The organism is Streptomyces sp. NPDC030183, assembly GCF_055573455.1.
The window spans coordinates 14,068-26,021 of record NZ_JBVIBK010000028.1 but is presented as its reverse complement, the minus strand read 5'-3'; the positions used below and the strand labels follow the sequence as shown (position 1 = coordinate 26,021).

Here is an 11,954-nt window from a genome sequence, read left to right as displayed (position 1 = left end):
GGCGGCCGGGCCATGAAGCCCGGCCGCCCTCACCGTCACGGAGCGGATCCCGCTCAGCGGGTCTCGGAGAACACGAACGAGAACTCCGCCGGCTCGGCGCGCAGATGGTACTGGGGCAGCGCGCCCGGACCGCACGACTGCGAGCCGATGCCCATCTGGCCGTGGTCGAGGTTGACCCACACCGTGTCACCGGCCCTGAGGTCGGTCAGGTGCTCGGCGGCGTCGAGCTGCTCGCTCGTCCAGCGCCGCGCGGTGAACCAGAACTCCGGGTAGCCGTCGATCCGCAGACCGCCGAGCTCCGCCCAGCGGACGTCGGGACGGGCCCCGTTCTCCTGGGGGCGGAGGTACGGGGTCTGCAATTCGTCGACCGAGGAGTGGTACCGGGTCAGCATGGACGCCGACTTGGTGTCGGGGTAACCCTCGCCGGGGCCGCCGCCGTACCACGTCACCGCGTCGGCCGAGGACAGCCCGAAGCGGATGCCGAGGCGGGGCAGCGGGACCGTCCAGTCGCCCTCCGGGGCCACCGACACGGTCAGCTTCAGCCGCGTCCCGTCCGACGTCCAGCGGTACGTCGTGCGCAGGCCGATCTCCCACGCCGCCGGTGCCACCCGGGTCCGTACCGTCAGCGCGTCCTCGCCCACCTCGACGGCGTCCAGGCGGTGGCGCATGCGGTGGAGGCCGAACTTGCGCCAGAGCGGGCCGTACTGCGGGTCCGGCTGCCAGTCCGCCCCGTTGTCGTTGTCGGTCGGCGCCCGCCAGACGTCGAGGCGAAGCCCGGTCACGTCGACGCCGCCGATCGTCCTGAGGGCGCCGGTGCGGACGTCGAAGGAAGCCGGGCCCAGGTAGATCAGCTTCTCGCTCGCCGTGGGACGGTCGCCCGGCACCACGGTCGGCGACGGGCGCTCCACCACCGGCAGCTGGGCCCACGCCACCTGGTGGTCCTTCCGGCCCCACGCGGTGTCCTCGGCCAGCAGCGCCCGTACGGTCCACAGCGCCTCGCCCGCCGGTCCGCCGGACGGCGGCTGCGGCAGCTTCACCTCGGCCGACTCCCCGGGCCGCAGGGAGGGCACGACCAGGGCGCCCGCTTCCAGCGTCTTCCCGTCGACCTGGTACGACCACTCGAAGGCCAGCTGCGACAGGTCCGCGAAGTCGTACGCGTTGCGCACCCGTACCGTCCCGGCGGCGCCGTCACCGTCGATGCGGACCGGCTCGACGACCTTCTTGAACTCCACCAGCCCCGGGGAGGGCGTCCGGTCCGGGAAGACCAGGCCGTCGCAGACGAAGTTGCCGTCGTGCAGCTCCTCGCCGAAGTCGCCGCCGTAGGCGTAGCCCAGCTCGGGGTGGGTCACACCGTGGTCGATCCACTCCCAGACGAAGCCGCCCTGGATCCGGTCGTGCGCCTCGAAGATCCGCTGGTAGTCGGCGAGGCCGCCGGGGCCGTTGCCCATGGCGTGGCCGTACTCGCACTGGATGAACGGCAGGCCGCGCCGCTTGCGGGTGCCGCCGTCGAGGCCCCGGCCGATGCGTTCGACCTCGGCGTGGTCGGCGTACATCCGGGAGTAGACGTCGGTGTCACGGCAGTCCCAGTCGCCCTCGTAGTGCACCAGGCGGGAGCTGTCGCGGCCGTGGATCCACTCGGCCATGGCGGTCAGACCGCGTCCGGTGCCGCACTCGTTGCCGAGGGACCACATCACGACCGACGGGTGGTTCTTGTCGCGTTCGACCATCCGGGCCGCCCGGTCCAGCAGGGCCGGGGTCCAGCGGTCGTCGTCGACAGGGTTGTCCCGCCAGTTCTGCTCGGTGAAGCCGTGGGTCTCCAGGTCGCACTCGTCGATCACCCACAGCCCGTACTCGTCGCACAGATCGAGGAAGGCGGGGTGCGGCGGGTAGTGCGAGGTGCGCACGGCGTTGATGTTGTGCCGCTTCATCAGCAGCACGTCCGCGCGCATGGTCTCCAGGTCGAGCGCGCGGCCCCGCTGCGGGTGCCACTCGTGGCGATTGACGCCCTTGAAAAGGACCGGCCGGCCGTTGACCTTGATCAGGCCGTCCTCCAGCACGACCGTGCGGAAACCGATCCGCAGCGGGACGCGCTCGCCCTCCGTGACCAGTTCACCGTCGTACAGCCGTGGCGTCTCGGCGGTCCACGGCTCGACCGGCACCGTCACCGGCTCGCCGGTCGCGACATCGATGTCCAGCCCGGGCACCAGGACCCGGCCGTCGACGTCGGAGTCGACGCGCAGGGTGCCGGTGCCGCCCACATGGTCGTAGGAGGCGTGCACGAAGAAGTCGAGGACGGCGCCCGCCGGGCGGTGCAGCAGGGTGACGTCCCGGAAGATGCCGGGCAGCCACCACTGGTCCTGGTCCTCCAGGTAGGAGCCCGCCGACCACTGGTGGACCCGCACCGCGAGGACGTTGCCCGTGGGTTTCAGCAGGTGTCCGACCGCGAACTCGTGGGCGAGCCGCGAGCCCTTGAACTCACCGATGTCCGTGCCGTTCAGCCAGACCCGGGCGCAGGACTCCACACCGTCGAAGCGGAGCACGGCGCCGCCGTCGGCGGGCCACCCCTCGGGCAGGTCGAAGTACCGCAGGTGGTCGCCGGTCGGGTTCTCGGTCGGCACCCGGGGCGGGTCCACCGGGAAGGGATAGAGGTGGTTGGTGTAGATCGGCGCCCCGAAGGCGCCGTCGCCCTGCAGCACCCAGTGCCCCGGCACGGACACCCGGGCCCAGTCCCCGGCGTCGTACCCCTCCTCGGCGAAGGAGTCGTCCTCGGCGTCGGCGGTCGGCGACAGCCGGAAGCGCCAGTCGCCGTTGAGGGACAGGGAGCGGGCGTCGGAGGACGCGTACCAGGCGCGGGGCGGCAGGGCCCCGCTGCCCGGTGACACGTCCTCGACGTAGTCCACGGACGAGGCGGCGGCGCCGGTGGTGCGGAAAGACATCGGTCTCCTTGCTGGTGTCCTAGCCCTTGATGCCGGTCTGCGCGATGCCCTGCACCAGCCAGCGCTGGAGGAAGAGGAACACGAACACCAGGGGCAGGATGGAAATGGCCGTGGCCATGAAGATCAGGTGGTAGGTGATGGTCTGGCCGGTCATGTAGTTCGAGAGCGCGACCTGGACGGTCCACGCGCTCGGGTCCTGGCCGATGACCAGGGGCCACAGGAAGGAGTTCCACCCGCTGATGAACGTGATCGTCGCCATGGCGGCGAAGAAGTTCAGCGAGTTGGGTACGACGACCCGCCAGTACGCGCCCATGTAACCGAGCCCGTCCACCCGTGCCGCCTCCTCCAGCTCCTTGGGGAACCCCAGGAAGTACTGCCGGAACAGGAAGCAGGTGAAACCACTGAAGAGGCCCGGGATGATGAGACCGCGGTAGGTGTCGATCCAGCCGAGGGACGAGACCAGGACGAAACTGGGCACGAACGTCACGGCGGTGGGGACCATCAGGGTGCCGAGGACGGCGTAGAAGACCTTGTTGGCGTGCTTGTACGGGATGCGCGCGAGACCGTAGCCGGCCAGCGAGCAGACCAGCAGGGTGCCGAGGGTGTGCAGGACGCCCACGACCGCCGAGTTCCACAGCGAGCGCGCGAAGTCGACCGACGGGTCGTCGAACGGCTTGCTGATGTTCCCCCACTGGATCTCGGAGGGGAACCACTTCCACTCCTCGCCGGTGATCTCCGGGTCCGTCATCAGCGCGTTGCGGACGATCAGATAGAAGGGGACGAGGAAGAGGAGCGCGGCGATGCCGGTGGCGACGTAGAGACCGGTCGAACCGATCACGCCGCCGCGGCGGACCTTGCGCGGCCCGGCCGGTGCCTGGACGCGTTCCGCCGGAGGTGTCGTCGTGGTGGTCACTTGGACTCCTCACCCCTTCCGAATCCCATGAGCTTGCCCTGGAGCAGGGTGACGAGGCAGATCAGCACGGTGAGGATCAGCGCGCCCGCGCTGCCCGCGCCGTAGTCCTGGCTCTCCCCGAGGGCCTTGTAGTACAGCTCCATGAGGGGCGGCCGGCCCCAGGTGGTCTTCGACAGCAGGTTGAAGAACTCGTCGAACGCCTGGTAGGCGGCCACCAGGAGCAGCAGGATCACGGCGGTGGAGGTCGCCCGCAGCTGCGGCAGGGTGATGTTCCAGAAGGTCTGCCAGCCGGGCTTCGCGCCGTCGATCGCGGCGGCCTCGTACAGCTCCTGCGGGATGTTCTGCAGGGCCGCGATGAAGAGGATCATGTAGAAGCCGGCCTGGAGCCAGAGCCGTACGGTCACGATGACCAGCCAGTACCACGGCGGGTCGGGGCTCGCGAGCCAGGCGGTGTTGTCGATGCCGAACAGGCCCAGCAAGGTGTTCATCAGGCCGAACCGGACACCGTTGAAGATGGACATCTTCCAGATGAGCGAGGCGGCGACATAGCTGACCGCCGTCGGCAGGAAGAACACCGAGCGGAAGAACGCCCGCATGAACCGCAGCCGGTTCACCATCAGCGCCAGCCCGAGCGAGGTCGCCCAGGTCAACGGCACGATGATCGCGGCGAAGACGGTGAAGGTGCCGAGCGAGCCCACGAAGTCCTCGTCGGTCAGCATCAGGACGTAGTTGTCCAGGCCGACGAACTTGTCGGGGGTGACGGTGAAGCGGGCTTCGAAGAACGAGAGCCACAGACTCCACAGGATCGGCGCGTAGACGAAGACGGCCAGGCCGATCAGGAACGGCCCCGTGAAGAGCCAGAAGTTGAGGGCGGGGGAGCCCCGCAGCCCCCGCCGCGGCTTGGCCGGAGCGGCCTTCGCCGGGGCGGGGCTGGAGACGCCGTCCTTGGTAATGGTCGACATGTCGTGGCTACCTGTCCGTCGGCCTATCCGAACAGCTTCTTCAGCTCACGGTTGACCTTGGCGTCGGCCTTCGTGAGCTCCTTGTCCGGGTCGGCGCCCTTGCGCACCGAGTTGGCCATGACGTCCTCCAGCGCGGTGATGCTCGCCTGGGTCCAGCCGATGTTGTCGAAGTGGCCGAACTCGTTGAAGAGCTTCACGCCCTCGGCGGGCAGACCCGACTTCAGCTTGTCGGCGGACTCGGCGATCGAGGTGCGCGGCGGGATGTGGAAGCCGTAGGAGAGCGCCCAGTCCTCCTGGTACTCCTTCTGGTCGATCCACAGCCACTTCACGTATTCCTTGGTCGCCTCGAGGTTCTTGCTCTTGGCATTGACGAACATCGACCAACCGCCGTTGTAGACCGACTGCTTGCCCGCGTCGCCGACCTTGGGGAACGGGAAGATGCCGAGGTCGTCGCCGAGCGCCTCCTGCATCTGCGGCATCGCCCACATGCCGCACCACTGCATCGCGGTCAGGCCCTGGTTGAGCGCGGCCGGGTCCCAGAAGTCGGTGGGCGCGTCGAGCAGCAGGTCACCGCTGGTGAAGAGCTTGCGCAGCTGCTTGAAGCCCTCGACAACGCTGTCGGTGTGGTAGGCGATCTGGTTCTTGTCGTCCAGGTGCTGCGCGCCGGCCGACCAGATCAGCGGGCTGATGATCGCGTGCAGGGTGTTGCCGAGGTAGGCGCCCTTGACCTTGTTCGTGGTCAGCTTCGCGGCGGCCTCGATCAGCTCCTCCAGCGTCTGCGGGACCTCGACACCGGCCTTCTCGAACATCGACTTGCGGTAGAAGAAGAACTGCGGGTCGTCGATCATCCGGATGCCGTATATCTTCCCGTCGACCGTGTGCGACTGGATGTCGGCCGGGTTGAAGTCGTCCTTGACCGGTTCGATCAGGTCGGTCAGGTCCGCCACCTGGCCGCTCTCGATCATCTGCAGCTGCGGGTGGAACTCGAAGCAGTCGGGGGCCTTGTCCGTGAGCAGCGTCGCGAACAGCTTGCTCTCGAAGTTGGAGCCGGTGATCCACTGCGTGGTGACGTTGGCGCCCTTGTACGCCTTCGCGTAGCGCTTGATGGCCTGCTCGGTGCCGGCCTCGCCGTAGGCGTGGAAGTACTGCGTCAGGGCCTTGCCCGAACCGGAGCCGCCGCCTCGGCCGTTGTTGCTGCCGCACGCGGCGAGACCGCCGGCGGCAGCCAGACCCAGCGCGGCCCGCAGTGCGGTGCGGCGGTCGAAGTTCCTGTTGCTCAGTGCCGACATGGTGACGTCCTTGTCTCGAGTACGGCTCCCGGCGCTGCGCCGGTGCATGGCTCTGCGGCTCAGTGCCAGTGGCTCAAAGAGGCTTGCGGAGCGGGACGTTAACCTTCGGCTAAGGCTTCGGCAAGGGGTTGAACGAAGTCTGTTCGAAGCGTTGTAGTCAGTTCGGGTGTTCGAACACCCCTGTTCCGGGGTGGAGTTGAGACGGGCACGAGGGCCGCCGGGTCAGGGTCCGGCGGCCCTCTGTTCACGGGGGTGGCACCGCCGTGAGCAGGCCCGATACCGGGCCGGCGCGGTGCGCACCCGTTCCCCTCACGACGCCGGCGCGGTACGGCTCCTCACCCGGGCGCCGCGCCGGCTGGGCCGCTGGCTGACGGACGACAGGGCCCCCTCGAGGGCGAAGGTCGCGGCACCCAGGCACACCGGGTCGGTCGGGATGGGGGACAGGACGATCTCGGCGGCGTCCAGCGGCCGGCGCAGCGAGTGCCGGGCCACGGCCTCCCGCACCTCCGCGAGGAGCGGTTCGCCGAGCGTGGCCGCGACCCAGCTGCTGAGCACGACCACCTCCGGGTTGAGCAGGTTGACGAGGTCGGCGATACCGGCCCCGAGGTAGCGGGCGGTGTCCCGGACGACCTTGAGCGCGACGGGGTCCCCGTCGGCGACACCCCGGGCGAGCGCGTCGATGGTCGCGGTCTGGTCCTCGGGGTGGAGCAGGGTGCTCCGCGGGCTCAGTTCCCGCAGGTGCAGCATGATCCCGGGCGCCCCGACGTACGTCTCCACGCAGCCGTGGTTGCCGCAGTGGCACAGCCGCCCGTCCAGCACGAGCGTCGTGTGCCCCCACTCCCCGGCGCTGTTGCTGACCCCCCGGTGCAGCCCGCCGCCCAGCACCAGCCCGGCGCCGACCCCCGTGCCGAGGTTCACCACGACGGCGTCGCCCCGGCCGCGGGCCGCGCCGAACCACAGCTCGGCGACCGCGCAGGCCCGCAACGGGTTGTCCAGGTGGAGCGGGTAGGCGATGTGCTCGGCGAGCAGGTCGAGCAGCGGGACGTCGTGCCAGTCCCAGTTCGGGGCGTACTCCGACACCCCGCCCTCCCGGTCCACCTGGCCCGGCACGCTCACCCCGACGCCGAGCACGCGCGCGCCCTCGACCCCGGCCTGTGTGACCACCGAGCCCACGGCCGCCGCGACATGGCCGACGACCTGCTCCGGCCGGCTCTCCCCGGGGCGCATGTCCTCGTCCGCGCGGGCCAGCACGTTCAGCGCCAGGTCGAACAGCTCGACCCGGACGTAGGTCTCCGCGATGTCGACGCCGATCAGCGCGCCGCCCGGGGCGTTGACGGCGACGAGCCCCCGCGGGCGCCCGCCCGCCGAGTCCTCGAAGCCGACCTCGGTGATCAGCCGCAGGTCGAGCAGCTCCCCGACCAGCGTGGCGACCGTCGCGAGGCTCAGCCCGGTGGCTGCCGCCAGCTCCTGCCGCGACGTGGGAGACTCGGCGATGATCTGGCGCAGCACCTCATAACGGTTCGCGGTGCGAATGTCGCGAGACGTGCGCTTCACCGACGACATGTTCTCCCCGATCCCTCCAGGCCATGGCCAGGCAGGCGGCCCCGGCGCGGCGCAAGGCTATGACTAGGAGGGACTTTCGACAAGGGGTTAGGAAAGGGGGTTTACAAAGTTCCCCCGACGGCCTCCGCCACCTGGCCGGAGAGCGACGGGGCGCCTCGGGCCCCAGGTGGGAGACCCGCCCCCGGTCCGGCTCAGTCGCCGAGCACCTCCCGGACGAAGGCGTTGCGGAACGTCCCCGCCGGGTCCAGTGCGTCCGCCAGCGCCCGGAATTCCCCCAGCCGCGGGTACAGCCCCCGCAGTACGGCCGCCGGAACCGTGAACACCTTCCCCCAGTGCGGGCGCGCCCCGAACGGCGCCAGCGCCTCCTCCACCCGCCCCACCACCGGCAGGACGGCCGCCGTGTCCGCGACCCACGTGAAGTGCAGCGCCACGGTGTCCCGGCCGTGGGACGGGCTGAGCCACTGCTCGTCGGCGGCGACCGTACGGACCTCGCACACCTGGAGCACGGGCGCGACCGCCTCCCGCAACCCGTCCAGCGCGCCCAGCGCCGCCGCCGCGTGCTCGCGGGGCAGCAGATACTCCGACTGGAGCTCCTCCCCGCTGCTCGGCGTGAACTCCGCCCGGAAGTGCGGCAGCCGCTCGTGCCACGGCCCGGGCACCCCCAGCTGCTCGGTGCAGTTCACCGCCGGCATCCCCGGCACCGGATGCGTCGGCCCGGCCGCCGGCTCGGCCCACGGGAACTCCCGCAACGGGCGGTCGGTGCGCCGCTTCACCCACACCTGGTCGAAGCCGGAGTGCCGCCAGCGGGTGAACAGGCTCACGCTGTACGCCGCCGCCGAGACGGCCGCGAGATCCAGCCCGGCCAGCGGGAGCGGGCCGTGGACGGTCTGGCTCACCTCGAAGGCCGGCTCCAGGTCGAGGGTGAGCGCCGTGACCACACCGAGGGCGCCCAGCGAGGTCACCGCCCCGCCGAACCGCTCGTCGTCACGCCCCAGGGTGAGCACCGAGCCGTCCGCGAGGACCAGCTCGACCTCGCGGACGGCCGCGGCGAGCGGCCCGTTGCCGTTCCCCGAACCATGGGTGCCGGTGGCCACCGACCCCGCCACCGAGATGTGCGGCAGGGAGGCCATGTTGTGCAGGGCGAGCCCGTGGGCGTGCACCGCGCGGGCCAGCTCCGCGTACCGGACGCCCCCACCGACCCGTACCGTACGGGCCGCCGTGTCCACCTCGATCACCGGCGGCAGCGCGGACAGCGACAGCAGCAGCCCGTCGGGGCCGGGCTCGGCGATCTCGTTGAACGAGTGCCCGCTGCCCAGCACCCGCACCCGTTCACCGCCCGCGACCAGGGCCCGCAGCGCGTCGACCGAGTGCGGCCGGTGCAGTTCCTTCGCGCTGTACGTGATGTTCCGCGCCCAGTTGGTCAGGGTCCCGGTCGTCATCCTGCAGTCCTCCCCGATGCGCGAGCCCCAGGGGCCCGATTCGATCGCGTGCCGTCGGCGCTCATCCTCCCTGCTCCTGGGAGCCCGTTGACCCCCTCGCGACCGCCCGCCTACGGTGTGAGAACGCTTACTGTCGCCGACTGCCGCCACCGGAAGGCCACTTCCTTGCCCGAGCGTCCCCGCGCCCTGCTCGCCATGACCGCCGAGAACGTTCCGCGGGTCTTCCCGCCGGAGGTGCTGTCCCGGCTGCGGGAGGCGGTGGACGTCGACCCCGCGCTGGTGGTCGAGCGCGCCGAGGACTTCACCGACCCCCGCGTCCGGCCGGTGCTAGAACGGGCCGAAATACTGATCACCGGCTGGGGCTGCCCCCGGATCGACGCGGCGGTCCTCGACACGGCGCCCGCGCTGCGGGCGATCCTCCACGCGGCGGGCTCGGTGAAGGGGTTCGTCACCCCGGCCGTCTGGGAGCGGGACATCACCGTCTCCACGGCCGCCGACGCCAACGCCCTGCCCGTCGCCGAGTACACGCTCGCGATGATCCTGCTCGCCGGCAAGGACATCCTCCGCCGGCGCGACCGCCTCCGGGCCGAACGCGACCAGGCCGGCTGGGGCCTCGTCCCCGGCATCGGCAATCACGGCCGCCGCGTCGGCGTCATCGGCGCCTCCCGCATCGGCCGCCGCGTCATCGAACTGCTGCGCCCCTTCGACCTGCGGGTCGGCCTCACCGACCCCTACGTCGACGAGGCGGGCGCCGCCGCCCTCGGCGTCCCCCTGCTCCCGCTCGACGACCTCCTGCGCACCAGCGACATCGTGACCGTCCACGCCCCCGACATCCCCGAGACCCACCGTCTCGTCGGCCGGCGCGAGCTCGCCCTCATGCCCGACGGGGCCGTCCTGATCAACACCGCCCGCGGCGGCCTCGTCGACCACGACGCCCTCACCGACGAACTGCGCACCGGCCGCCTCTCCGCGATCCTCGACGTCACCGACCCCGAGCCGCTCCCCGCCGACTCCCCGCTCCTCGACCTCCCCAACGCCTTCATCACCCCCCACCTCGCCGGCTCCCAGGGCAACGAGATCGCCCGCCTCGGCCTGGCGGTCACCCAGGAGGCCGAACGCCTGGCCGCCGGCGCCCCCCTGGCCCACGCCCTCGACCGGGCCGTCCTCGCCCGCACGGCGTGACCCCCGGGGCGGCCGCCCGCCCGGTTCCCCGTTCGCTCGCCCCCTCACCGAGCCGCTCGCCGGCCGCCGCGCGACCCGCTCGGGGCCCCCGCTCCCACCTCCGCGGGGCCGGAGGCATACCGTGAGGAGTCGAACGAGAGGAGAAACGGCATGGGCAGCCGCACCGCGCTGGTGGAGGACCTGATGGAGAGGTTCCCGCACGTGCCACGGGAAGCCGTCTTCAAGGAGGACCTGCTCAGGGGCGGCGTGGCCTTCGACGCCTCCGCCCTCAGCGACAACGAGGACGGCGAGGTCAAGCCGAAGTCGTACTTCATCTTCTCCTTCGACCACGGCACCCTGCCGGAACTGGGCGAGGCCGCCCTGCGCCGCCCGCCCGAGGAGATCATCCTCACCGGCGGCCCCTACGACCTGCGGCGCACCGTCGTCTCCGTACGGGTCAACCCGTCGTCGCCGTACCGCGTCGCGGCCGGTGACGACGGTCTCCTCGGCCTCTACCTCGACGGCCGCCGGATCGCGGACGTCGGCGTGCCGCCGATGCCCGAGTACTACCGGCACACCCTGTCCAACGGGAAGTCCGTGATGGAGGTGGCCCCCACCATCCAGTGGGGCTACCTCATCTACCTGACCGTCTTCCGCGTCTGCCAGTACTTCGGCGCCAAGGAGGAGTGCCAGTACTGCGACATCAACCACAACTGGCGCCAGCACAAGGCCGCCGGCCGGCCGTACACGGGCGTGAAGGACGTCGACGAGGTCCTGGAGGCGCTGGAGATCATCGACCGGTACGACACCGCGAAGACCTCCACCGCGTACACCCTCACCGGCGGCGCGATCACCAAGACCGTCTCGGGACGGGACGAGGCCGACTTCTACGGCCACTACGCCAAGGCGATCGAGGAGCGCTTCCCGAACCGCTGGATCGGCAAGGTCGTCGCGCAGGCGCTGCCGCTGGACGACGTCAAGCGCTTCCACGACTACGGCGTGAAGATCTACCACCCCAACTACGAGGTGTGGGACGAGTACCTCTTCAAGATGTACTGCCCGGGCAAGGAGCGCTACGTCGGCCGCGACGAGTGGCACAAGCGCATCCTCGACTCGGCGGAGGTCTTCGGCGCGCGCAACGTCATCCCCAACTTCGTCGCGGGCGTGGAGATGGCCGAGCCGTTCGGGTTCACCACGGTCGACGAGGCCATCGCGTCCACCACCGAGGGCCTGCGCTTCTTCATGTCGCACGGCATCACGCCCCGCTTCACCACCTGGTGCCCGGAGCCCACGACCCCGCTCGGCAAGGCCAACCCGCAGGGCGCGCCGCTGGAGTACCACATCAGGCTCCTGGAGGCGTACCGCGCGACGATGGACGACTTCGGCCTGTCCTCGCCCCCCGGATACGGCCCGCCCGGCCCCGGCAACGCGGTCTTCTCCGTCAGCTCCTTCATGGACAGCCTCCCGGCGGCCGACGAAGCGGCGGAAGGGGCCGCGGAAGAGGCCGCGGAAGAGGTTACAGTCGAGTAACTCCTGTGACCGTTTGAGCTGGACGGGACTCTCCTGCGTACAACTCCACAGCGGAAACCGACGTTCGGCACATCTGAACACGCGGCTTGTCAGTTGTGTGGGAAGCGTGAAAAGCTCGGGGCCGCCACAAGGTGGCCCCCTCAACTCCCTTGCCTCAAGGG

General features: G+C 70.6%; 8 protein-coding genes. 2 read left to right on the top strand and 6 right to left on the bottom strand.

Annotation, left to right across the window (positions count from 1 at the left end; all coding sequences use genetic code 11):
- Window positions 1-53 precede the first annotated feature (53 nt).
- From ACZ4Z2_RS29640 to ACZ4Z2_RS29615, 6 genes are all read right to left on the bottom strand, one after another.
- Window positions 54-2,936, bottom strand: coding sequence for a glycoside hydrolase family 2 TIM barrel-domain containing protein (locus ACZ4Z2_RS29640; protein ID WP_468080127.1), 2,883 nt, complete (start codon window positions 2,934-2,936; stop codon window positions 54-56).
- Between the two features lie 19 nt (window positions 2,937-2,955).
- Window positions 2,956-3,849, bottom strand: a complete 894-nt coding sequence (locus tag ACZ4Z2_RS29635; RefSeq protein ID WP_468080126.1) for a carbohydrate ABC transporter permease — start codon at window positions 3,847-3,849, stop codon at window positions 2,956-2,958.
- Window positions 3,846-4,811 carry a carbohydrate ABC transporter permease gene (locus ACZ4Z2_RS29630; RefSeq protein ID WP_468080125.1) on the bottom strand — a complete coding sequence of 322 codons (966 nt, stop codon included), beginning with the start codon at window positions 4,809-4,811 and terminating at the stop codon, window positions 3,846-3,848. Before ACZ4Z2_RS29630 ends, ACZ4Z2_RS29635 begins: the two co-directional genes overlap by 4 nt.
- Before the next feature lie 23 nt (window positions 4,812-4,834).
- On the bottom strand, window positions 4,835-6,100 hold the full coding sequence (locus tag ACZ4Z2_RS29625) for an ABC transporter substrate-binding protein (RefSeq protein WP_468080124.1): 1,266 nt from the start codon (window positions 6,098-6,100) through the stop codon (window positions 4,835-4,837).
- A 309-nt stretch (window positions 6,101-6,409) separates the two neighbouring features.
- A complete protein-coding gene (locus ACZ4Z2_RS29620) occupies window positions 6,410-7,663 on the bottom strand; it encodes an ROK family transcriptional regulator (RefSeq protein WP_468080122.1) in 1,254 nt (417 codons plus the stop codon).
- A 191-nt stretch (window positions 7,664-7,854) separates the two neighbouring features.
- Entirely contained in the window at window positions 7,855-9,102 is a 1,248-nt protein-coding gene (locus ACZ4Z2_RS29615; RefSeq protein ID WP_468080121.1) for an FAD-binding protein, read from the bottom strand.
- 165 nt (window positions 9,103-9,267) lie between these two features.
- Here ACZ4Z2_RS29615 and ACZ4Z2_RS29610 point away from each other — a divergent pair, with 165 nt between their 5' ends.
- Window positions 9,268-10,284 carry a hydroxyacid dehydrogenase gene (locus ACZ4Z2_RS29610; RefSeq protein ID WP_468080120.1) on the top strand — a complete coding sequence of 339 codons (1,017 nt, stop codon included), beginning with the start codon at window positions 9,268-9,270 and terminating at the stop codon, window positions 10,282-10,284.
- A 150-nt stretch (window positions 10,285-10,434) separates the two neighbouring features.
- Entirely contained in the window at window positions 10,435-11,793 is a 1,359-nt protein-coding gene (locus ACZ4Z2_RS29605; protein WP_468080119.1) for a radical SAM protein, read from the top strand.
- Window positions 11,794-11,954 lie beyond the last annotated feature (161 nt).

Excerpts from the sequence above, each read along its gene's own strand:
- ACZ4Z2_RS29625 (WP_468080124.1), bottom strand. The coding sequence starts at position 6,100 with ATGTCGGCACTGAGCAACAGGAACTTCGACCGCCGCACCGCACTGCGG.
- ACZ4Z2_RS29615 (WP_468080121.1), bottom strand. The coding sequence starts at position 9,102 with ATGACGACCGGGACCCTGACCAACTGGGCGCGGAACATCACGTACAGC.
- ACZ4Z2_RS29605 (WP_468080119.1), top strand. The coding sequence starts at position 10,435 with ATGGGCAGCCGCACCGCGCTGGTGGAGGACCTGATGGAGAGGTTCCCG.
- ACZ4Z2_RS29620 (WP_468080122.1), bottom strand. The coding sequence starts at position 7,663 with ATGTCGTCGGTGAAGCGCACGTCTCGCGACATTCGCACCGCGAACCGT.
- ACZ4Z2_RS29640 (WP_468080127.1), bottom strand. The coding sequence starts at position 2,936 with ATGTCTTTCCGCACCACCGGCGCCGCCGCCTCGTCCGTGGACTACGTC.
- ACZ4Z2_RS29630 (WP_468080125.1), bottom strand. The coding sequence starts at position 4,811 with ATGTCGACCATTACCAAGGACGGCGTCTCCAGCCCCGCCCCGGCGAAG.